At 41.3% G+C, this 22,283-nt stretch carries 27 protein-coding genes; 14 read left to right on the top strand and 13 right to left on the bottom strand.

Annotation, left to right across the window (positions count from 1 at the left end; translation table 11 throughout):
• Nucleotides 1–24: 24 nt before the first annotated feature.
• The 4 genes from opp3b to NSS60_RS11330 are packed head-to-tail and all read left to right on the top strand — an operon-like array spanning nt 25 to nt 3,971.
• Complete coding sequence (gene opp3b, locus NSS60_RS11345) at nt 25–954, top strand: oligopeptide ABC transporter permease (protein ID WP_064214252.1); 930 nt, start codon at nt 25–27, stop codon at nt 952–954.
• Entirely contained in the window at nt 954–1,964 is a 1,011-nt protein-coding gene (gene opp3C, locus NSS60_RS11340) for an oligopeptide ABC transporter permease (protein ID WP_004891823.1), read from the top strand. The genes opp3b and opp3C overlap by 1 nt, the downstream gene beginning before the upstream one ends.
• Before the next feature lie 13 nt (nt 1,965–1,977).
• Nucleotides 1,978–3,036: an ABC transporter ATP-binding protein gene (locus tag NSS60_RS11335; protein ID WP_004891822.1), complete on the top strand. Its 1,059-nt coding sequence runs from the start codon at nt 1,978–1,980 to the stop codon at nt 3,034–3,036.
• Nucleotides 3,033–3,971 carry an ABC transporter ATP-binding protein gene (locus tag NSS60_RS11330; protein ID WP_064214253.1) on the top strand — a complete coding sequence of 313 codons (939 nt, stop codon included), beginning with the start codon at nt 3,033–3,035 and terminating at the stop codon, nt 3,969–3,971. Before NSS60_RS11335 ends, NSS60_RS11330 begins: the two co-directional genes overlap by 4 nt.
• 103 nt (nt 3,972–4,074) lie before the next feature.
• On the opposite strand, the gene NSS60_RS11325 is transcribed toward NSS60_RS11330, so the two are convergent.
• Nucleotides 4,075–4,266, bottom strand: a complete 192-nt coding sequence (locus NSS60_RS11325) for a hypothetical protein (RefSeq protein ID WP_035018836.1) — start codon at nt 4,264–4,266, stop codon at nt 4,075–4,077.
• A 248-nt stretch (nt 4,267–4,514) separates the two neighbouring features.
• Here NSS60_RS11325 and spxA point away from each other — a divergent pair, with 248 nt between their 5' ends.
• A complete protein-coding gene (gene spxA, locus NSS60_RS11320) occupies nt 4,515–4,925 on the top strand; it encodes a transcriptional regulator SpxA (RefSeq protein WP_003395380.1) in 411 nt (136 codons plus the stop codon).
• A gap of 13 nt (nt 4,926–4,938) precedes the next feature.
• On the opposite strand, the gene cls is transcribed toward spxA, so the two are convergent.
• Together cls and mecA are read right to left on the bottom strand one after the other, a co-directional pair.
• Complete coding sequence (gene cls / locus NSS60_RS11315) at nt 4,939–6,447, bottom strand: cardiolipin synthase (protein ID WP_340720864.1); 1,509 nt, start codon at nt 6,445–6,447, stop codon at nt 4,939–4,941.
• 57 nt (nt 6,448–6,504) lie between these two features.
• Nucleotides 6,505–7,170 (bottom strand): adaptor protein MecA, encoded by a 666-nt coding sequence (mecA, locus tag NSS60_RS11310; RefSeq protein WP_004891810.1) that lies wholly within the window; start codon nt 7,168–7,170, stop codon nt 6,505–6,507.
• Nucleotides 7,171–7,394: 224 nt separating this feature from the next.
• Here mecA and NSS60_RS11305 point away from each other — a divergent pair, with 224 nt between their 5' ends.
• Nucleotides 7,395–8,579, top strand: coding sequence for a competence protein CoiA (locus NSS60_RS11305; protein ID WP_340720863.1), 1,185 nt, complete (start codon nt 7,395–7,397; stop codon nt 8,577–8,579).
• 37 nt (nt 8,580–8,616) lie between these two features.
• Nucleotides 8,617–10,413: an oligoendopeptidase F gene (pepF, locus tag NSS60_RS11300; RefSeq protein ID WP_004891804.1), complete on the top strand. Its 1,797-nt coding sequence runs from the start codon at nt 8,617–8,619 to the stop codon at nt 10,411–10,413.
• A gap of 24 nt (nt 10,414–10,437) precedes the next feature.
• On the opposite strand, the gene NSS60_RS11295 is transcribed toward pepF, so the two are convergent.
• From NSS60_RS11295 to NSS60_RS11275, 5 genes are all read right to left on the bottom strand, one after another.
• The gene (locus tag NSS60_RS11295) at nt 10,438–10,602 is read right to left on the bottom strand and encodes a hypothetical protein (RefSeq protein WP_035018834.1); all 165 of its coding nucleotides are present in this window, start codon (nt 10,600–10,602) and stop codon (nt 10,438–10,440) included.
• 238 nt (nt 10,603–10,840) lie between these two features.
• A complete protein-coding gene (locus NSS60_RS11290) occupies nt 10,841–11,653 on the bottom strand; it encodes a ClpXP adapter SpxH family protein (protein WP_064214256.1) in 813 nt (270 codons plus the stop codon).
• Entirely contained in the window at nt 11,637–12,041 is a 405-nt protein-coding gene (locus tag NSS60_RS11285; protein ID WP_064214257.1) for a globin domain-containing protein, read from the bottom strand. The genes NSS60_RS11290 and NSS60_RS11285 overlap by 17 nt, the downstream gene beginning before the upstream one ends.
• Before the next feature lie 56 nt (nt 12,042–12,097).
• Entirely contained in the window at nt 12,098–12,706 is a 609-nt protein-coding gene (locus tag NSS60_RS11280) for a lytic transglycosylase domain-containing protein (protein ID WP_064214258.1), read from the bottom strand.
• Nucleotides 12,703–13,293: a CYTH domain-containing protein gene (locus NSS60_RS11275; protein WP_064214259.1), complete on the bottom strand. Its 591-nt coding sequence runs from the start codon at nt 13,291–13,293 to the stop codon at nt 12,703–12,705. The genes NSS60_RS11280 and NSS60_RS11275 overlap by 4 nt, the downstream gene beginning before the upstream one ends.
• 127 nt (nt 13,294–13,420) lie before the next feature.
• Between NSS60_RS11275 and NSS60_RS11270 the strand changes: the two genes are divergently transcribed.
• Genes NSS60_RS11270 through NSS60_RS11255 form a run of 4 tightly spaced genes read left to right on the top strand, consistent with a single transcriptional unit; the run spans nt 13,421 to nt 16,117 of the window.
• Complete coding sequence (locus tag NSS60_RS11270) at nt 13,421–13,777, top strand: UPF0738 family protein (protein WP_004891794.1); 357 nt, start codon at nt 13,421–13,423, stop codon at nt 13,775–13,777.
• 12 nt (nt 13,778–13,789) lie between these two features.
• A complete protein-coding gene (locus NSS60_RS11265; protein ID WP_004891792.1) occupies nt 13,790–14,428 on the top strand; it encodes a GTP pyrophosphokinase in 639 nt (212 codons plus the stop codon).
• Between the two features lie 6 nt (nt 14,429–14,434).
• A complete protein-coding gene (locus NSS60_RS11260) occupies nt 14,435–15,226 on the top strand; it encodes an NAD kinase (RefSeq protein ID WP_004891788.1) in 792 nt (263 codons plus the stop codon).
• Nucleotides 15,227–15,238: 12 nt separating this feature from the next.
• The gene (locus tag NSS60_RS11255; protein ID WP_004891785.1) at nt 15,239–16,117 is read left to right on the top strand and encodes an RluA family pseudouridine synthase; all 879 of its coding nucleotides are present in this window, start codon (nt 15,239–15,241) and stop codon (nt 16,115–16,117) included.
• Here NSS60_RS11255 and prpE read toward each other — a convergent pair.
• From prpE to NSS60_RS11235, 4 genes are all read right to left on the bottom strand, one after another.
• Nucleotides 16,114–16,851, bottom strand: coding sequence for a bis(5'-nucleosyl)-tetraphosphatase PrpE (prpE, locus tag NSS60_RS11250; protein WP_340720861.1), 738 nt, complete (start codon nt 16,849–16,851; stop codon nt 16,114–16,116). The genes NSS60_RS11255 and prpE overlap by 4 nt on opposite strands.
• A gap of 79 nt (nt 16,852–16,930) precedes the next feature.
• Complete coding sequence (locus tag NSS60_RS11245) at nt 16,931–17,311, bottom strand: hypothetical protein (RefSeq protein ID WP_128356862.1); 381 nt, start codon at nt 17,309–17,311, stop codon at nt 16,931–16,933.
• A 25-nt stretch (nt 17,312–17,336) separates the two neighbouring features.
• Entirely contained in the window at nt 17,337–17,471 is a 135-nt protein-coding gene (locus tag NSS60_RS11240) for an amidase domain-containing protein (protein ID WP_240672285.1), read from the bottom strand.
• On the bottom strand, nt 17,471–18,076 hold the full coding sequence (locus tag NSS60_RS11235; RefSeq protein WP_244149194.1) for a hypothetical protein: 606 nt from the start codon (nt 18,074–18,076) through the stop codon (nt 17,471–17,473). The genes NSS60_RS11240 and NSS60_RS11235 overlap by 1 nt, the downstream gene beginning before the upstream one ends.
• 99 nt (nt 18,077–18,175) lie before the next feature.
• Between NSS60_RS11235 and NSS60_RS11230 the strand changes: the two genes are divergently transcribed.
• From NSS60_RS11230 to NSS60_RS11220, 3 genes are read left to right on the top strand one after another with little or no spacing between them, the layout of a single operon-like run.
• Nucleotides 18,176–18,712, top strand: coding sequence for a hypothetical protein (locus NSS60_RS11230; protein ID WP_068895934.1), 537 nt, complete (start codon nt 18,176–18,178; stop codon nt 18,710–18,712).
• Nucleotides 18,713–18,731: 19 nt separating this feature from the next.
• Nucleotides 18,732–19,481: a hypothetical protein gene (locus NSS60_RS11225; protein WP_340720860.1), complete on the top strand. Its 750-nt coding sequence runs from the start codon at nt 18,732–18,734 to the stop codon at nt 19,479–19,481.
• A gap of 56 nt (nt 19,482–19,537) precedes the next feature.
• Complete coding sequence (locus tag NSS60_RS11220; protein WP_340720859.1) at nt 19,538–20,497, top strand: ImmA/IrrE family metallo-endopeptidase; 960 nt, start codon at nt 19,538–19,540, stop codon at nt 20,495–20,497.
• An 88-nt stretch (nt 20,498–20,585) separates the two neighbouring features.
• Here the strand turns inward: NSS60_RS11220 and NSS60_RS11215 are convergent, their stop codons facing one another.
• Nucleotides 20,586–22,280, bottom strand: coding sequence for an AlwI family type II restriction endonuclease (locus NSS60_RS11215; RefSeq protein ID WP_128356813.1), 1,695 nt, complete (start codon nt 22,278–22,280; stop codon nt 20,586–20,588).
• Nucleotides 22,281–22,283: the final 3 nt, after the last annotated feature.

Here is a 22,283-nt window from a genome sequence, read left to right as displayed (position 1 = left end):
TTAATTTTTAAGGAGGTGTGCGATATGGCACGATATACGTTGCAACGTCTTATTTATATGATTATTACGCTATTTATTATTGCAACGGCCACGTTCTTTTTAATGAAACTTCTCCCAGGTTCTCCTCTCCAAAATCAAGAGAAGTTATCACCAGAACAACAAAAAATCGTTTTAGAAAAGTATGGATTAAATGATCCAGTTCCTGTGCAATACGTTCGTTATTTAGGCAATTTAGTAAAAGGTGATTTAGGAATTTCCTTCCAATATGATAACCGTCCAGTCACACAGCTTATTGGTGATCGCATTGGGCCATCGGCACAACTCGGTTTTCAAGCGCTCGTATTCGGGACAATTGTTGGTATTTTACTCGGTGTCATTGCTGCTGTTCGCCATAATACACCAATCGACTATGGTGCGACAGTACTAGCTGTTCTAGGTATTTCTATCCCATCGTTTGTATTCGCTGGCTTGTTACAATACTACATTGGTGTTAAATTAAAACTACTTCCTGTTGCGTTTTGGGAAGGATTTGAATACACAATTATGCCAACGCTAGCATTATCCGTATCCGTTATCGCGAGCATCGCTCGTTTTATGCGTACAGAAATGTTAGAAGTGCTCGGTTCCGACTATATTTTAACAGCGCGCGCGAAAGGAATTAGCGGCTTTGGCGTCATTTTTAAACACGGATTGCGAAATGCAATGATTCCGATTATTACAATTCTTGGTCCGATGGCTGTTAACTTAATGACAGGAACACTTGTCATTGAGCAAATTTTTGCTGTCCCTGGTTTAGGGGAACAGTTCGTTCGTTCCATTAACTTAAATGACTATCCGGTCATTATGGGAACGACTATTTTCTATAGTGCGTTATTTATTTTTGTTATTTTTATTGTGGACGTGCTTTACGGCTTAATTGATCCGCGAATTCGTTTGGCGGGAGGGAAAAAATAATGACAGAAAAGCAACTATCTCCTGAGTTGTTTGAGTTAGCGACAGAACGTCAAGGTGATATGGAAAAAATTAATCGTCCAAGCTTAACGTTTTTACAAGACGCTTGGCTTCGATTAAGAAAAAATAAAGGTGCTGTTTTCGGACTAATCATGATTATTGCCATTACGTTGATGGCTATTTTTGCACCGATCATGAGCGATCGTACGTACAAACAACAAAATTTAAGTCATGCGAAATTACCACCGCGCATTCCGGTGTTAGAACATATTGATTGGCTTCCATTTAACGGAAAAGATATGAACGGCATTGATGTGTACGAGAAACGTGGCGTAAAAGAGTACTATTGGTTTGGAACCGATGACCTCGGTCGCGATTTATGGACACGTACGTGGTATGGTGCCCGTATTTCGTTATATATCGGGGTGTTAGCTGCAGCCATTGACTTGTTAATTGGAATTATTTACGGTGGTGTGTCCGGTTTTTACGGTGGGCGCGTCGACAATGTGATGCAGCGCATTATTGAAGTATTAGTCGGTATCCCGAACTTAATTGTCGTTATTTTATTTATTCTCGTATTTGAGCCGGGAATTATTTCAATAACGATGGCGATGGTTATTACAGGTTGGGTGACGATGGCGCGTATTGTGCGCGGACAAATTTTAAAGTTAAAAAATATGGAATACGTATTAGCGGCACGTACGCTCGGAGCGTCAGATGCACGCATTATCGGCAAACATTTGCTTCCGAACGTCGTTGGTCCAATTATTATTACGACGATGTTTACGGTTCCAAGCGCCATTTTCACAGAAGCGTTTTTAAGCTTTATTGGACTTGGTATTCGTCCACCAGAAGCATCGCTCGGTTCACTTGTAAATGACGGTTATAAGTCGATCCAAACGTTCCCGCATTTAATGATGATTCCAGCGTTTGTTATTAGCTTGCTCATTTTAAGCTTTAACTTATTAGCAGACGGATTGCGCGATGCGCTTGATCCAAAAATGCGTAAATAGAGGAGGTGGAACAATGGAAAAAGTGCTCGAAGTAAAAGATTTGCACATTTCGTTTGATGTGTACGGTGGAGAAGTACAAGCTGTACGAGGTGTATCGTTTGATTTGTACAAAGGAGAGACGTTGGCGATTGTTGGGGAGTCCGGATCAGGAAAATCGGTGACATCAAAAGCGCTTATGCGTTTACTACCGGTTCCTCCTGCGCGAATTAAACAAGGACAAATTTTGTTAGAAGGTCGCGATTTGACGAAACTATCGGAAAAAGAAATGCAACGTGTGCGCGGTGCGGAAATCTCGATGATTTTCCAAGATCCGATGACCGCGTTAAACCCGACGATGACGATCGGAAAACAAATTACAGAAGTATTGTTAAAACATCAACAAATGGCAAAAGCGGAGGCGAAAGCGCGTGCCATTGAATTGCTTGATCTTGTCGGCATTAAAGAGCCAGCGCTTCGCTTTAAACAATATCCGCATCAATTATCAGGTGGTATGCGCCAACGTGTCGTTATTGCAATTGCGCTTGCATGCAATCCGAAAGTGCTCATTGCCGATGAGCCAACGACAGCGCTGGACGTGACGATTCAAGCGCAAATTTTGGAACTCATTAAAGACATTCAAAAAAAGACAGGCACATCGATTATATTCATTACACATGATTTAGGTGTTGTGGCAAACGTAGCTGATCGTGTGGCGGTCATGTATGCAGGAAAAATTGTTGAAAAAGGAACGGTCGATGAAATTTTCTACAATCCGAAACATCCGTATACGTGGGGGCTGCTTGCGTCGATGCCAAGCCTAGAGCACGGAGACGAAGAATTGTACTCCATTCCAGGAACGCCACCAGACTTATTAAATCCGCCAAAAGGCGATGCGTTCGCGCCTCGTAATGCGTACGCGTTAAAAATTGACTATGAAATGGAGCCGCCAATGTTCCAAGTATCAGACACGCACTATGCAGCGACGTGGTTGCTTCACCCGAACGCACCGAAAGTTGAACCTCCGAAAGTCGTTCGTGAACGGATGAAAAAATTCGTTACACTAACGAACAACAAAGGAGGGAATAAGCAATGAGCGAAAAACAAAAACTCGTTGAAGTGAAAAACTTAAAACAATATTTTAAAGTCGGGAAGGGTCAAGTCGTTAAGGCGGTTGACGATGTGACGTTCGATATTTATAAAGGTGAAACGCTCGGTCTTGTTGGGGAGTCAGGATGTGGAAAGTCAACGACAGGCCGTACAATTATCGGGCTATATGAAGCAACAGGCGGCGAAGTGTTGTTTAACGGGAAAAGTGTGCATCGGAAAAAGTCAGCGAAAGAAGCGAAAGAGTTAAAGCGAAAAATGCAAATGATTTTCCAAGACCCGTATGCGTCATTAAACCCGCGTATGACGGTTGCGGATATTATTGCGGAAGGCATCGATATTCACGGCTTAGCGTCGTCGCGAGAAGAGCGCATGAATCGCGTATATGAGCTTCTTGAAACAGTCGGGTTAAATCGTGAACATGCGAATCGCTATCCGCATGAGTTTTCGGGTGGTCAGCGTCAGCGGATCGGCATTGCGCGCGCGCTCGCTGTTGAGCCGGAGTTTATTATTGCGGACGAGCCGATCTCGGCACTTGACGTATCGATTCAAGCGCAAGTCGTCAACTTAATGAAAAAGTTGCAGCGTGAAAAAGGGTTAACGTATTTATTTATCGCGCACGACTTGTCGATGGTGAAATACATTAGCGATCGCATCGGTGTTATGTATTTCGGAAAAATGGTTGAGCTTGCTGATGCAGAAGAACTGTATCGCAACCCAATTCATCCATACACGAAATCGCTTCTTTCTGCGATTCCACATCCAGATCCAGAAACAGAGCGGACGCGTAAGCGCATCATTTACGATCCGTCACAACATAACTATAAAGAAGGCGAAGATGTGCGCATGCGCGAAATTACGCCAGGTCATTTCGTTTACTGCTCTGAAGCAGAGTACGAAACATATAAAGCGATGTACAGCTAATCTCTCGGCTTTCGAGAGATTAGCTTTTTTCGTTTGATGCACTAAAGTATTATACAATATTTCGATTTATTCGACTATTTCATTTTTAAAAAAAGCTCCGAGATTATCTCGAAGCTCTTTTGCCGCCGACCGTTTTCCAACCGATTTGGATATGTTCACTCATCGCTGTATGTAGCCGCTTTTTTCGTCCGCCAAATACGTTTTCACCAATGCCGTTTAAAATGACGCCCATGAGCGCAGTTATTCCAATCACTAAAATAGCGACGATCGTAAAGTCAATAAAAAATTGCGCCATTGTCACTTCCCCCTTTGTTTGCCATCTGTACTTTTATTGTAGAGAAAATTGCAAATGAACGCAACGAAAAATGAAACCATTTTTATCGGACAACCGTATAATATGTTGGGTAAATTGAAAAAAGGTGTATCTTTCTAAACTTTTTTGTTGTATAATATACGTTGTAAGGTTTTTTAAAGTCATTTTAAAATAAGATGTGTTTTAATACAGAAAGCGAACAAAGCAACCCATAAGGGAGTGATTCACATATGGTGATCGTATATTCATCGCCAAGTTGTACGTCTTGTCGAAAAGCGAAAGCATGGTTAGAAGAGCATAACATTCCGTATAAAGAGCGCAATATTTTCGCTGAACCGTTAACGATTGAAGAAATTAAAGGCATTTTGCGCATGACTGAAAACGGGACAGACGAAATTATTTCGACGAGATCAAAAATTTTTCAAAAGCTAAATATTCAAGTCGATTCATTGCCGCTGCAAGATTTATATGAAATTATTCGCCAACATCCAGGCTTGTTGCGCCGTCCGATCATTATGGACGAAAAGCGCCTGCAAGTTGGTTACAACGAAGATGAAATTCGCCGCTTTTTACCGAGAAAAGTGCGGACGTATCAATTGCGTCAGGCACAACAGCTTGTCAACAGTAAAGGCTTAGCATAAACGCTAAGCCTTTTTACAATAGCGGCGAAAGGAGGCGAGCAGTCGACTCGGCGAGCCGCATCCAAAGCGGTCGGCATTTGAATTGATTGATATCAATTTTTGATGAATGCTCGAAGTCGTTTATAAAATCATCGACTAACGTTTGCACGCTTGGTGTTTGATATAAAAACGCATTCACTTCAAAGTTCAAATGGAAGCTGCGCATATCCATATTCGCTGTGCCGATGGAAGCGAGTTCTCCATCTACAACGATAATTTTGCTGTGCATAAATCCTTTTTCGTACTCGTAAATTGTCGCTCCTGCTTCGAGTAGTTCGGGAAAATAAGAGCGTGACGCATAAAATACAATTTTCTTATCCGGTCGCTTCGGAACAAGAAGCCGCACGTCAATTCCGCTTAATGCCGCCACTTTTAATGCCGTTAAAATGTCCTCATCTGGAATAAAATACGGCGAGGCGATCCAGATCGAGCGCTGTGCCGATGTAATCATCGCAAAAAATAAATGTTTCAGCACTTCCCATTTCGTATCCGGTCCGCCGGCGACAAGCTGAACGCCTCCAAGTGCTTCATCCTCAACTGTCGGTGCACTTAAGTAGTTCAGCGTTAATAGCTGTTGACCGGTCATGTAATACCAATCTTGTAAAAAAATAAGTTGTAGCGTACGTACTGCTTCGCCGTACACGAATAAATGCGTATCGCGCCAAAAGCCGAAATATTCGTTTTTCCCTAAATATTCGTCTCCAATATTTAACCCGCCAACAAAACCGACTTTTCCATCAACGACGATAATTTTACGATGGTTGCGGAAGTTAATTTTATTGTTTAAAAACGGCAAGCGCACAGGGGAGAAAGGGATGATATCAACGCCAGCTTCACGCATCTCCTGTATGTACGTTTTCGATAGCTGCCAACTGCCGACCGCATCGTATAAAAAGCGGACGTGCACCCCTTTTTTTGCTTTGCCCATTAATATTTGCTTCAGCCGTTGGCCGATGTCGTCGTCACGTACGATATAATATTCAAGATGAATGTGATGCTCGGCTTTTTCCAATTCGGCAAAAATAGCGGCAAACGTTTCTTCTCCGTTCGTTAAGACGCGCGTTTGCGTAGCGGTTGAAATCGATTCTTTCGTCATGCGTCTCGCTAGTTGTAGCAACGGCTGTTGATGCGGTTTCATATATAATGTTTGCGCGTCATGCGCCTCGTTGCGCTCTAGTTTGCGAAACGTTTGTTCATCAAGCAACGCCTTTTTTCGAAATAGTCGTTTTTTGCGATAGTTTTGGCCGAGTAAAAAATAAAGAATAAAACCAACGAGCGGAAAGCTGCTGAATAAAACGAGCCATGTGAGCGTTTTCGTTGGATGGCGATTTTCTAAAAAGATGACAAACGAAATAAAAATTACTGACAAGGTGACAAATAAGCTGAACGTTCCGAGTAGCCAGCCTTCCCAATAATCTTTTGTCACTACTAAAAAGCCGACGAAAGCAAGTATAAATAGCACAACTTTTAAAGCGTTTCTCATTTGTTGTTCACCTGACCTCGCGAGAAAAAAGCCGATTTCAATCAATTGAAATCGGCGTTATGAGTTTGGAAAGTGTTTGGCGATCATTGTTAATGCTTGTTCTGCGATGACGATTTTTCCGTATTCTTCGAGACGATGAATCGTCATTTGCGAATCTTGCCCGTATTCAAGCAATATGCTTAACATATTGTCAATGTCGCGATCGGTATCTTCTTCTGTAAATTCGACGTACAAGTAGTAGTGATTTTCAAATGCGAATAGTTTGTTGTGCAATGTTGAAAAATCGCGACGGTGCGCAAGAGCAATGACGTCTTCAATCGTTTTGAAACGGATGACGAACTGGAGCGGATTATCAGGTTCTGATGACGATGCTTTTATAATGTTAAAATGCTGGTCTAATATATGTTCAATTTTTTCATCAACCGGTAAGTCTCTGAAGCGTTCATCGACAATTGGCAATTCGAGTTTGCTGCCGTCTTTTGAAATTTGCGCTTTTGTGACGAATACTTCTAACCCTTTTTCAAGAGCATGCACTTGAATCCAAAGCGGTCCTTCTAAATAAATTTCTGCTTCTTGATGGATTTCATCCATCATTTCCCAAAATAATTCTTCACTCCGTTCGCGATTGTACCAAATTTCTTCACGATCGAAGCCGCGTTCTTCAATATCTCCGTAAGATATATATAGTTTCAACGTATATTCATTGATGCGTTCGATTTCCATGTTCCTCAGCTCCCTTCTACGATTATCCAGTCAGGAAGGGAATGTATCCCCGAGCGTTCGCCCATCCTCCTACATCTTGTACTTCTATTGTATGACAAAATGTGAAAGAAGGGAAATAAAAAACGCCTAATTCAATAAATTTAGTTGTTCCCCTATTTTTTGTATTTGTTGCAGGAAAAAAGACGATGGTGGTGAAAAAAATGTGTGGAGAAAGGAGAGGTTATATGTTTGTCGCATTATTGAAAAATGGAGAAACATGTTCGTTGTTAGACGATTGGACGATCGAGCAGCTACATGTATTGCGAGCGACGCAGGCGTTTTTTTGTCCTGTTTGTTTAGAACGAGTTCAGTTGAAAATAGGGACAAAACGTATGCCGCATTTTGCGCACGAAACGAAATGTACGATTGAAACAGAGCGGGAGACATTTGCTCATTTACAAGGGAAACAACAATTGTATGAATGGTTGACAAATGAAAAAATCGAAGTAGAAGTCGAGAAGTATTTGCGGCACATTCAGCAACGTCCAGATGTATTTGTTCGACATATGCAACACATGTACGCGATCGAATATCAATGTTCCGTCATTCCATTCTCTTTATTCGCGAAACGAACGAATGCATACAAGAACGCACATATTGTCCCGATTTGGTTACTTCATACATCTCATGTCAAACGCCGCAGTTTGTTTTTTCAACTTTCCTCATTTTCATGGCTATTTTTCAATGATCAAGAAGTCATCCCGTTTTATTGTGCTGAACGCCGAGAAGTATCGTTTCTTCATCATCTTATTCCGCTCTCTTCTACGCTCGCATACGGAGAATGGGCGACGTTTCCACTTCATGCGATATCGTTTTCTTCTTTTTTTCAGACGCCACAACGACAACATGATGTTTTGTTTCATGCATGGCAAATGAAAAAGAAGCAATGGCGGCTATCTCCCCTATACTATCGCACAAATCGAACGTTTTGCCGCATCGTATATCATGCGCATATGACCCCATCATTATTTCCGCATGAAGCTGGCATTCCACTTCGCCATTCGTATTGGTTTGAGACACCTCCGTTTATTTGGCAAACGTATATGTTAGTTGAGATGATGAACGTTCCGCTTCATGTGACGTTTTCGTTTCATCAATTATATGAGCGAATGCGATATTTCATTCGTCAAAATCTTATTCATATTCGCCGCTTGCCGCTTGTGACAAAAAGTCATTACTCATATGCCCTTATGGATTATTTACATGCGCTCGTTTCGCTTCGTTTTTTAAAAAAAGTCGGAAAAAGTTCGTTTCAGCGCATTCGGTCATGGTCGCTTCCGCGCAACGCTGAAGAAGCGATTCGTGGAGATGAGCAACTATTGCGACGAATTGTAAGCAAAAAAGAGGATTTTTTCACAAAACGAGAATAATATATAAGTAAACATTTTGATGTAAGAGGTGATTGATATGGCAAAAACGTTGCCGACACGTAAAGACGTTCCGGTAGAGTACACATGGCGTCTCGAAGATATTTTCGCGACGGATGAACAATGGGAACAAGAATTTCAACAAATTCAAGCACTGCTTCCGAAATTTTCGGAGTATAAAGGCAGATTAGGGGAAAGCGCACAGATGTTATACGAAGCGTTACAATATCGCGACCATGTGTTCATGCGACTAGGAAAATTATATGCGTACGCACATATGCGCCATGACGAAGATACGGCTAATTCGCTTTATCAAGGATTGGAAACGAGAGCGGAAGGGTTGTATGCGGAAGCAGGTCAAGCGACGGCGTTTATCGTGCCAGAAATTTTAGCGATGGATGAAGATGTGTTGCGCACGTTTTTACAACAATACGAGCCGCTTCGTTTGTATGCGCATGAATTAGATGAAATGAACCGCCAACGTCCGCACGTGTTATCGGAAAAAGAAGAAGCGTTGCTTGCACAGGCGGCGGAAGTGATGAACGCATCAAGCAATACGTTCGGGGCGTTAAATAATGCTGATTTGCGTTTTCCGACGATTACAGATGAAAACGGCGAAGAAGTGGAAGTGACGCACGGCCGTTACATTCGTTTCCTTGAAAGCGAAGATCGCCGCGTCCGCCGCGATGCATTTAAAGCGGTATACGATACATATCGCAAATATGAAAATACGTTTGCGAGCACGTTAAGCGGAGCGGTGAAGCGCAATAACTTTTTTGCGCGCGTTCGCAACTATCGCTCAGCGCGCGAGGCGGCATTAAGTAAAAACCAAATTCCTGAAACGGTGTACGATAACTTAATTGAAACGATTCATCGCTATTTGCCACTTTTGCATCGTTACGTTCAATTGCGCAAGCGCGTGCTCGGATTAGATGAATTGCATATGTACGATTTATATACGCCGCTTGTCAAACAAGTCGATATGAAAGTGACGTATGAAGAAGCAAAAGACATATTGTTAAAAGGATTGACGCCACTAGGTGACGAATATATTTCGATCGTGAAAGAAGGGTTTGATAACCGTTGGGTTGACGTGCAAGAAACGCGCGGCAAACGAAGTGGAGCGTACTCGTCTGGTTCATATGGAACGAATCCGTACATTTTAATGAACTGGCAAGATAATGTGAACAACTTATTTACGCTTGCCCATGAGTTTGGCCATTCGGTGCATAGTTACTATACGCGCAAATATCAGCCGTATCCGTACGGAAACTATTCGATTTTCGTTGCGGAAGTCGCATCGACGTGCAACGAAGCGTTGTTGAACGATTATTTATTAAAAACGATCGATGACGAGAAGAAAAAGTTATATTTATTAAACCATTATTTAGAAACGTTCCGAGGGACGGTGTTCCGTCAAACGATGTTTGCGGAGTTTGAACATATGATTCATCAAATGGCACAAAACGGGGAAGCGCTGACCGCCAAAGTATTGACGGAAAAATATTATGAGCTAAACAAAACGTATTTCGGGGATGGCGTCGTCATCGATGAAGAAATCGGTTTAGAATGGGCGCGCATTCCGCATTTTTACTACAACTATTATGTGTATCAATATGCGACAGGCTTTAGCGCTGCGACCGCATTAAGCAAACAAATTTTAGAAGAGGGTACACCTGCGGTTGAACGTTACATTGGATTTTTAAAAGCAGGAAGCTCCGATTATCCGATTGAAGTGTTGAAAAAAGCAGGTGTCGATATGACAGCGCCTGAGCCGATTGAACAAGCGTGTCAAGTGTTCGAACAAAAATTACAACAGCTTGAGCAACTATTGTAAAAGGCGACTGCGTGTCGCCTTTTCTTAATGAAATCCGCGAAAACGGTGGCGGTTGTTGAGGTAAGTAAAAAACGAGAAAAAAGAAAGAAATAAAAACGGAGTTGAGATGAGCAGCGGAAATAAGCGCATTAATGCAAAAAAATGAATGATCCATGCGACGATGATCCAGACGATATGCAACGCGAACATGCTGATCCCCCCTTACTTATTCATAATAAGCAAAAACGAAAATAATTATGACAAATGTGTGAACAAGTAAGCAAAGCACTTGTCAAGGCATAAAGGAGTCTGTTAATATATAAACGTGAAGTGAATCACAATCAAACAAACTTATACCCCTTTGTTTGACCGTGAAAAATTTCTCCCATCCCCTTTGTTGTCTTTGTGACAAAGAAAAAGGACTCGGCATCCCCCGAGTCCTTTTTCTTTATCCGATCCAGCGCCAAAATGAGCCGATTTTCTCCACTTTTTGCTTTAAACGCAACTTTTTTAATTCGCATTCCGCTTTGCTGTGCGGGATGTTGTATACCATGGCAATATCATCGGTCGTAACGAATAGCGCATGATGTAAAAACTGTTCAATTGGTGGAAGTGAAGATGGTTGAGGATGAAATCCGAGCATTTCATGGATTAAATCGACATATACGTCGTACGGATAACAGCCTGAAATTTTAATGCCTTCCTCTTCAATGTTTTCGTTAAAAAAGACGAGCGTTGGAACTTCGCGAACGTCCATTTCTGCACTAATTTTTAAATCGCATTGTAGCGCTTTAACGGCACTTGGAGAAGATAAATCGTTTATAAACTCTTGCACATCTAAACCAGCATCGATGGCGCATTGAATGAGTGTGTTTGTTTCTGTAATCGTTTTGCCTTGAATAAATACAATTTCTTGTAGTTGACGCAAAAAGCGAATGCTCGCTTGACGCCCTTGCAATTCGGCTGCTTTCACAGCGAGCGAAGCAATGTATGGGATCGGCAACGGCGTTTGAAGAAGCACGCGGTCTTCACAGGCGATGCCGACGCGCGACGCATGCCGATCGATTCGTTTATAACTGACGCCATTCAGCCGATCGAGTTGACCGGTTAAGACGTGACGCAAAGCAAAATATTGTCCGTATTCGATCCATAATTTTTTTAAAACAGGTTCAAGCGCCCAACAGTCTGGGCAAAGAGGATCGACAAATAAGTAAATCTCTAATTGCTTTGCCGTTCCTTCTTGCTTACCATTCACCTTCATGCTCCTTTCGCTCGTCATCTGGTGTATTAATCATATGTTGGGCAGTCAACATGAGCCGTTGATACAATTCGTCTCGAACAGGTCCTTTTAGTCCGATCGCATCCATCGCTTCATGCATACACGCAAGCCATGCTTTTGCGCGCGTTGGTGTAATTGGAAACGGCAAGTGGCGAGCGCGCAACATCGGGTGTCCGTGTTCGGCTGTATAAAGCGGTGGGCCGCCTAAATATTGCGTTAAAAATTGTTTTTGTTTTCGCGCGGTTTCTGTTAAGTCTTTTGGAAAAATCGGCGCTAAATCAGGATGTTTCGCCACCCGTTCATAAAAAGCATCAACGAGTTTTGAGACAACTTGTTCGCCTCCAATCGCTTCATAAGGGGATTGAAACATATGAAAAACTCCTTTGCCGAGATATATACATATTGTAACAACGACTTTGTTTCATCTCAAACGATGTGACTTGCGGCATAGTACGTTTGCATGACTTTTTTCACGTAGTTTATCGTTTCGCGAAACGGTGGAATGCCTCCATGTTTATCGACATTTCCCGGCCCGGCGTTATAAGCCGCAAGCGCAAGTGCCATGTTGCCGTCGTACCGATCGAGAAGCTGGCGTAAATATTTTGTCCCGCCTTCAATGTTTTGTTGTGGATCGAAGGCGTCTTGTACCCCTAACATGCGCGCCGTGCTCGGCATTAACTGCATCAGTCCCATCGCGCCGACGCGGCTTTTTGCTTGCGGATTGAAATTCGATTCATGGCGAATGACCGCATAAATGAGTTTCGGATCGACATCGTATTTCGCTGCAGCTTCGTCAATCCATTGATGTATCGTATCTTTATGAAGCGGTGTGCTCACTTTATATGTCGGCGCTTTCGTTTCTCCGCTTGTCATAAGCGGAAGCGATAGGCGCATTGCTTCCGTTTTTTCGTTCGTCTCTGGCGTTAACAGCTCGCGAAATAGGTCGTGAAACGATGTTGTTGGCGCTTCTTTTTTTCCTTGTAAATGTTGCAACGCTTGCAGTTCAAGAAGCAATTTCAATTGTTGCACGTTCATGACGATCGCTCCGTTTCGTATTTAGCTTCGTAAAATCGTTCAATTTTATTTTTCGTTTTTCGTTTTGGAATATGAAACGATTCGAGCAGTTGCGTAAACGTTTTTTCCCCTTCTGCTCGTTCGTTCGCTTCGTATTCGACTTCATAGTCAGCTACGTTCATATATTCGTTATAATCGAAAACGAGCGTGCCATTTTTATACGGGCGTTCCGCGCGCCGAGTTGTGAGCGATCCGAAACAAACGATCGCTGTTGGATCGATATGAAGCGCCTGCAATATGTTGGCGATGTCGCCTTGAAGTGATGTCGCACCCGAAATAAGTGCTGTCGCGGTTTCAGACGTTAGCGGCTCATGCGTTTCTAACAGCCCGTCTTCGTATGGTTGTTTTAATGTTAATGTATATGAGCCGTTTTTGAAACGAATGCGTAATGCGCTTTTTTGTTGTTTCAGTTGAAAGTCTGGCGTGTCAAAATAATAATTTTGTTGCACGTCCCATTCCTCATCGCGCACGCAAAATGCGTTCGTTAAGCGGGAAAATTCTTCAGCCGTTAACACGTTTTTAAATTCAATTTCTAATTCATGCTTCATCGTTTTTTCTCCTTACGTCATTCTACTTTTATTATCAACATGTACGCGAAAAAGTGCAACTAGTGAACATCGCTAGGTGAAATGTGGTAAAATAAAGGCGGACATCATGGATGACGGAGGAACAAACATGAAAATATATGTACATACAGCAGAAAAAAAAGAAAACGGATGGTACTTTTTATGTGAGGCGTCGCTTCAAGGGTTACAAGCGAAACGCCATATGCTTGTTGATTCGGATGCATGTGCGTTCGCATACATATTAGAAGCGGCGGATGCGTTCGTTTATGTCATTATGCCAAAGGAAGTATGGGGGGCGATTAAAGAAGCGCTTCGTACAAGCGAGCCGGTGTTTCTTGTCGGAAACGATGCAACAATCGAGTTAGAAGGCATTCATGAAGAAGTGGCATACTTAATCGAAAATATTGCAGGAAATGCAAACTACGGTGAAGAAATGGAACAGGCGGTAACGGCATTTTTCGCATAAGTAGGTGGTTGAATGGAAAGACATTGGGAGTTTTTTTTAGCGCCGTATAAACAGGCGGTGGAAGAGCTGAAAGTAAAGTTAAAAGGGATGCGCGCCCAATTTGAAATGCAAGGGGTGCATTCTCCAATTGAATTTGTGACAGGAAGAGTGAAGCCGATTGCGAGCATTTTAGATAAAGCGCAAAAGAAAAATATTCCGCTCGATCAACTTGAACAACAAATGCAAGATATTGCTGGTTTGCGTATGATGTGTCAATTTGTCGATGACATTCAGACGGTCGTTGAACTGTTGCGCAAGCGAAACGATTTTACGATCGTTGAAGAGCGCGATTACATTACGCAAAAAAAAGAGAGCGGGTATCGTTCGTACCATGTCGTTATTCGTTATCCGGTGCAAATGATTTACGGTGAAAAAAACATTTTAGTGGAAATTCAAATTCGAACGCTTGCGATGAATTTTTGGGCGACGATTGAACATTCGTTAAACTACAAATATAGCGGCAAGTTTCCAGAAGATATTCGCCAACGATTGCAGCGCGCCGCAGAAGCCGCATATTTGTTAGACGAGGAAATGTCGAAAATTCGTTTTGAAATTCAAGAGGCGCAAGCGGCGTTTTCGCGTAAGCAAGACTTAAAAGAGAGCGAGGAGTGAAGGCGCGTGAAATTTGCGGTCATATCAAAAGGGGATGCGATATCAAACGAATGTATGTATAAAATTCGTACATATTTAACCGATTTTCGTTTAACGTATGATGAAGATGAGCCGGATATTGTCATCTCAGTCGGCGGGGATGGGACGTTGTTGTATGCGTTTCATCGTTATCGGAGCCGGCTCGAACAGACGGCGTTTGTCGGGGTACATACGGGTCATTTAGGCTTTTATGCCGATTGGGTGCCAGATGAAATTGAAAAGCTCGTCATTGCGATTGCGAAAACGCCATATCAAATCGTGGAATACCCGCTTTTAGAAGTGACGATTCGATATGTGCGCGGCGGACGCGAAGCAAAATATTTAGCGCTCAATGAATGTACGGTGAAAAGCGTTGGAGGGACGCTTGTGATGGACGTTGAAATTCGCGGCGATTTGTTTGAAACGTTTCGCGGGGATGGGTTATGCATTTCGACGCCATCGGGAAGTACGGCATACAATAAAGCGCTTGGCGGGGCGATTTTACATCCATCGTTAGAGGCCATTCAAGTCGCGGAAATGGCGTCGATTAACAATCGCGTCTTCCGCACGATCGGCTCGCCGCTCGTTTTGCCGAAGCATCATACGTGCATGTTAAAGCCGGTCAATGACGTCGATTTTCAAATTACGATCGACCATTTGTCGCTACTTCATAAAGATGTGAAGTCGATACAATGCCGCGTCGCTGATGAAAAAATTCGCTTTGCGCGCTTCCGTCCGTTTCCGTTTTGGAAGCGTGTACGCGAATCATTTATTCAGTAGAAAGGGATTCGTATGTTTCAACTTCGTTGGATTGTGACAAAGCAACAAGATGGAATGGCTGTAAGGGAATTTTTAAAAGAAAAGCATATTTCGAAAACAGCATTGACAGACATTAAGTTTAAAGGGGGAAATATTGAAGTAAACGGTCAGCGCGTCACCGTTCGCTACGTGCTAAAAGCAGGCGATGAAGTGTGCGTTTCGTTTCCACCAGAACAAAAAGGGGTACATATGGTCGCTGAGCCGATTCCGCTTGCGGTCGTGTATGAAGATGATTATGTGATCGTCATCAATAAGCCTCCGCACATGTCAACCATTCCGTCGCGCGAACATCCGCATGGGACGCTTGCGAATGCGTTATTGCATCATTACGAACAACAACAGTTACAAACGACGGTGCATGTCGTCACACGGCTTGACCGCGATACGTCTGGGCTTGTGCTTGTCGCAAAGCATCGCCACGTGCATCATTTACTTAGCGAACAACAAAAGCAAGGGCGGGTGAAACGGCGGTACGAAGCGGTTTGCCACGGTTATGTCACCCCGCTCGTTGGAACGATTGATGCGCCGATCGGACGAAAAGGCGACAGCATCATCGAGCGGGAAGTGCGATTAGACGGTCAGCGGGCGGTGACGCATTATGAAGTATTGCAACAGAAAAATGAGATGACGCACGTGTCGATTCGATTAGAAACGGGGCGTACGCATCAAATTCGCGTTCATTTTTCTCATATCGGTCATCCGCTCGTTGGTGATGATTTGTATGGCGGTTTTCGGGAACATATCGACCGCCAAGCGTTACATAGTTGTGAGCTGACGTTTTTTCATCCATTTCTCGAAAAAACGATGACGTTTCATGCGCCGCTCCCTCATGACATGGCCCGTTTGCTTTAGTCAAACGGGCGAAATTTTTCTGCGACATATGGCATCGTTGATGGAACAGAAACCGTCTCCATTTCCGGATAGCGAAGCGCTGTGAGTTGTCCACCGAATACGCAGCCGGTGTCGATGTTGACGGTGTTGTTTAGCCAGCGCGGCTCTTTGACGGGCGTATGTCCGTATACGATAAGCGCATCGCCTCGGTAATATTTTGCCCAATCGCGCCGAACGGGCGAGCCGTCTGGATGTTTTTCTCCTGTAATATCGCCGTATAACACAAATGTTTTTACTTTTTGATTCGATTTGCCAATATAGTCCCCTCGAATGCCGGCGTGGGCGATCACAAGTTTTCCATCGTCTAAGACGGCATAAAGCGGGGCGTTTTCGTACAGCTTCATAAATTGCGTACGAAGGCGCGTTTTTGTTTTTTCATCGGCTTGTTCCCATTCAGCAACGGTCGTTTCAAGCCCGTGCGTAATTTGTACGTTTCGACCGAGAAAAAAACGATACAATTTGTCGCAATGGTTGCCCGGAACGTACACCGCTTTGTTTTGTTGAACGAGCGAGATGACCGTATCAATGACGCGCAACGATTGCGGACCACGATCGGCTAAATCGCCGACGAAGGCAAGCTTTCGCCCGTTCGGATGAATCGGGATATCGTGTTCCCAAACGTAGCCAAGCTTTTTTGTTAATAACATGAATTCGTGAAAACAGCCGTGAATATCGCCAATAATGTCGTACATCATTCGTTGACCTTCTTTTAAAGATATTTGTTATTCATTATGCACAAAAAAATCCCCAGAGCAACATGCACTGGAGAATCATTTAATTTTTTCCCCAAAAAATTTCAGGGTTATATTCTGTAAGGGTCATCTTGTCGTTGTAAACACTTACTTCGATCAGTCGATTATCTTTACTGAATATATGGCGATATTCGCCTAATTTTTTTATTGCTTCTTCATCTTTCCATCCTTCATTTACAATAGTTTGATAGAAAGGATGGGACGGTGTAAAGTCAGACATAGGCTCTTCTAACTGGAAGAAAGCTTGACTGATAAAAACAGGATGCACCTTGCCTTTATCGCTATCTATTTTTATAACTTTTGCCCCTTCAGGAATGGGAAATCCATTGTACATTGGGATGTCTTTATGACTACATCCTATAAAGAAAGCTAACAACGTGAACAACAACATATATTTTTTCAATGTTTTTTCCCCGCTTTAAATTTGTTTAATTTGAATACCAGTAATCATTTGTTTGAATAAAGTAATGTTTTGCTGACGGATTGACTGATTTCCAAGGGCGGTTATAGTCACTTGGAGTATGTTGAGCAGTCAAAGGTTCTCCGTTGCTATCATAATTCACTACAATAGAAAGGTGATCGAAATAACCATCGTCGTCAAAGTCATATCCAACAAAATTGTAGGTAAGTTGAGATTTGGAGATTGTTCGTCGGAGTAGTCCATTTCATCTTCGAATTTGTAGTCAACTAATAAATATGAATCGTTTCTTTTGTTTTCGTTAAAAGAGAAAACAAACTCATGTGTTCTTGTTTCAAGCCATGGATGTTCCTCCATCTGTTTTTTATTTTTGTACTGGTAGTATTTAGCTACCTCCACACGTAAGCTCAATTTGATTGTGTCATTCATTTTATCTATTTGTATATCATCTACGTTTAAAATTTCTATTTTCTTGTAGGATGCACCTAGTTCGTTTATATAATTTTTATCTCTCGTTATAATATTTTCTAATCTTAATTGCGAATTAGTGTTTTTCAGTTGAAGTATTTCACTTTCTTCTTGTTGTTGAGAAATAAGAGAGTTGTATCTTTTTTCAATAACTTTTAAAGCTTCTTGAACAACTTTATTTTTCTCTTGCTCACTTATATTGTTATGGGCTAAAGTAGTAGAAAGAGGAAGAATGAAAAAGAAAAGCAAAACAGAGAGAGTTGAGATGAAAATATTTCTCATATAGAAACCTCCTTTCTGTGAAGGAGATAGGGGAGAAGTCGATGAAATAATGTAATAATTATAAAGAAATTAACTTGTTAGATAGAGAGGGGAGTAAGATTGGCAAAGCAAACAAAAATTTGTGCATGTGGACATACAGCACCTATAGATTTTGATCAAGAACAAATAGAATTAACAGGTAAAGTAAGTGATCTGAATATGCTTGATCCTATAAGCTATAAAGCAGAAGCAACAGAGTTGTATAAGGGTATAGAGCTGTACTACTATTACGAAGAAGATACTTTAAAATTTATAGATGACGGGAGCGCACCTAAAGCAAAATTCAAGAACTTATGTGAATCATGTTTGTTGGAAACTTTACAAACTGATGAACCACATTATGGCGATGGTGTATATTTGACCCAACACAAGCAATTGTTTGATAATGCTACCCATGAAGAGGTGAAAAAAAGTCACGGAATTTCTTATAGAAAACACCGCGCTACATATGTTTGTCTTGATGAAAGTGTATTTCGAAAAATATATAAAACCGGAGGGGTTGTGCGTTCTTGCAAGCATACAGTACAAACAATAGGTGATAAAAAAATGGTAAGTGTAGATGATGGGGTTTTGTTTCAGCTTTACTTAGACTGGTAAGAAAGGAGGGGAGAAAATAATGATAACAGGAAAAGGAATTATTGATGATTTCTTTAATAAAAAGAATCCTATTGATAAAAAGAAGATATTATCCAATATATGTAAATATACATATATATATTATGGAATAATCCCATTTGCAAGCTGGTTTGCAAAAGATGAAAGAGGAGTATCTTATGAGGATTTGTTGTGGGAACTTTTCCGATCAGCAAATGCAGAAGAAACTTCAATTGGGGCTTTTTTATTATTGGCAGAAATAAAAGAAAAATATCCTCCTGTACCAATTGGATTCGCTCAACGGGCATTGACTATCTGGTGTCAACGAGATTTTAAGGACGATAAAGTACTGGCTTATGTATTTAATCGTTTCCCTCAAAATCGTAAAGAATGGATAAAAATATTAACTGATTATGGACGATTCAAAGGTGATATACAATTAAAATGGGGAGATTCATCTTTAGAAACTATCTTACATCTTTGTTTGACCATGATAAAAGGAGTACAGACATGTAAAATAGAGCAGATAGATTACTTTCTCAAACCTGAACTGGATCGATCTTTGAACCTTCTTACCAAACAGATAATCGGTTTAGTGAACAATAGCGAGGAAATTAGTAATCATTTTATCAATGAATTGCTGTCAGCAATTCCAAACAGTAATTTGAAATTAACTACACGTATGTTAGCTTTTCAACTATTGACAATGAAAAAAATAAAAGAACGAGTTGAACCATCACACATTGCCAGAGTTTTTTTAGTTCTTCTGTAGATGCTCCGTCTCCCCTTGGAGCTTTATTATATAATACAGCAAAAGAAATAAGTGATTTGGCAGAGGATATTCCAATTCCTTTAAAGTTGGTAGCACGATCAAACCGTTATATGAATGAAGACTACAGCCAAATCAAGCCTGAGGCATGGAAGGAAATTCTTCATGCCTTTCATACTGAAATAAAAAGTAATCACAGTATAAAGAAACTTCAATATCCAGAAGGATTTACAAATGATATGATTGTCAGATCACTGTTAAGAGAAACAAAAGTACAATCACCTATTGATCCGTTTGAATTATGCGATCAATTAAATATATTGGTTAAGACAGTAGAATTACCTCATAACATAGAAGCATTTACTATCAAAAGTGAATCGGCTGATAAGGGAATGATTGTACTGAATTGTAATTTTCGAGAAACAAATAGGCAAAAGTTTACGTTAGCACATGAGATCGGTCATCTTCTAAAACACTCCTTTCCAAATGGAACTAATGTTTTAGTGGATGAACGTGTAGAAGAGTTGCTTTCTAATCAATATACACCGTGGAATCAATATGTTAATCTGCAATGGGAAAGGGATGCAAACGATTTTGCGCATCGTTTGTTATTACCTACGGGATCGATTGAAGAAAAGCAGTTAAAAAGGATTCAATCCGATTTTGTAAGTAATATATCGTTTTTTTCAAAAAAATGGGAAATTTCTATGAGTGTCTTATCATCGAGACTAATTTCTGTTACAGATATAGAGATGATACTTATTATCTCAGAAAATGGGGATATTGTATTTTGTCAAGTTTCACCTTCCTGGGAAGGAGAAACAGTGTCATTAAAGAATTGTACTGTCCCTGATAATTCTCTTACGTATGATTTCATCTACTGTGAAAAATTTAGTTATACATCGCGGCCAGGTCAAACGAATTTAAATATTTGGTGTAAGGAAGCAGATGATATCTTTCTAAAAGAAGAAGTATTTGCCACTGGTTATGGAAAAGTGTATACATTTTTGTATAAGTAAAGTTTAAATAAAGTGTAATATTAAAAGAAGAAATGAGAGCTAACGTCAATTCTTGCTGCTCTCATTTCTTTGTGTTTTGATCAATTTGTTAAGTAATGGAGTTTAAGCGTTGTACGGTCCGATCGATTTGTTGTTGTATTCTCCGTTTCCATTCTGGAGCGTCATTATTGCTTTCAACGAGACAGTCACGAAGCACTTGTTCTAACAATTTATAATCCAATCGTCCGTTTATTCGGAATCCAGTTTCAAATAAATGGATAAACTGTTCTAAGGTTAAAGGAACAATTCTTAAGGCCATTCGCGAATCGTCTGGTCGATACCACACACCGATTCGGAAGGTTTCGGCAGTATTTGTATCGATTTTATTTGCAAGGAATAGTCCATAAACTCGCTTCCCATGTTGTTCATAGTGATCTACTATTTCCGCAACATGCCTACGTACTGGTTCCCCTTCCGCAGCCTCTTGACGTGAAGACTGCGTTAGAGTGACCTCAACTACTATAACGAAATCATCGAATTCAAAAATCATATCTGGTCCATTACCAGGGGCTGGATGTAATGGCAGAAAGTCTTGGTCAACTTTAAATCTCCTTGCTTCCCACGGCTCATTACAAAGCGAATTTATTGCTAAAAAGGCTCGCCAAATTGACCATTCGAAATATGCAGCACCTTCTCCTTGTGGAATTATACTATTACGTCGAATTGGTTGAGTTAAGGCTTGAAGATAATGCAATATATTCTGCCATTGATTAGCCTGATCTTGCGCATACTGCTTTTCAAGAACTTTCAACCAATCATCTTCCAATTCAAGGCGCAAACGAGAGAGATCAGGTACTCCCATCTCTTCAAGGTTAGGAAGTTCTACTGTTTGGCCACTTTCTGTGAGAAGCTGAGCTGTTGTCTGAATCACCTCGATAGCCTTAGGAGCATTGTCGGTAGGTAGCTTTGCTCCATTCCAAAGTGTCTCAAGATACTCACTTTCTGGTATCGGAGTGTACGGTTCTTCAAGAATTTGCTCAATGATGGTTTTTTTATGGCTTGCAAAACGAAGTTTGTTTCCCTTTTCTACAAAAAGACCGGTTAACTTCAAATATCGGAAGTTCGAGTCAGCATAATCCATAAGCGTATTTGCGCTTTGACTCGCAGTTACAACTGATTGTAGATGTTCTCGAATTAACTCTTTTCTCATCCTTGCACTAGTAGCTGTAGCAAGTTTCTCACGATATCTAACAATGCGATTGACCACATCATCAATTTCTTCTAAAGACGTTGTTAGTTGAACAATTGAGGCCATCTCGTGCTTGCTAATTTCAGCTTCTAACCCCCGACGTTCTAACGCAGCTATTATTTCCAGGACTATGCGAAGCGGGCTAAAAATAGGTTCGTGAAAAGATCTTTCGATGTCTGAAGGAATTTGATAGGCTAGTAATGCTCGCAAAAAACATTCCTGTTCACTAGGCATAGTCCTTGATTCCACGAGTCTCATTCCATTTGGAGTGATCGTAAATGGATCATCTGCAAAAAAGGGTTTGATAAATCCAAGCTGCATTAAAGCAGCACGCCATTTTCTTCCTACGTCGCTGGCATCACTACTTGGTGAATCATTGAGTCTTTTAACAAAAACGATACCTTCATTATGAAGGAGTTTGGCAAACTCCTGCTCTTTTTCTCTTCCGATTAGGTTCCCATGCAGTGGAGAGTTCAAGAGGACTCTCAATCCATCTTTCAAACGTTTAGCGTTGCGCACAGTTGTATTGCCGATGTACCATGCTTTTTGCGTCATGAA

The organism is Anoxybacillus sp. FSL W8-0382 (assembly GCF_038003845.1).
Lineage (GTDB): Bacteria > Bacillota > Bacilli > Bacillales > Anoxybacillaceae > Anoxybacillus > Anoxybacillus flavithermus_G.
This window is presented reverse-complemented; position numbering and strand designations above follow the sequence as displayed.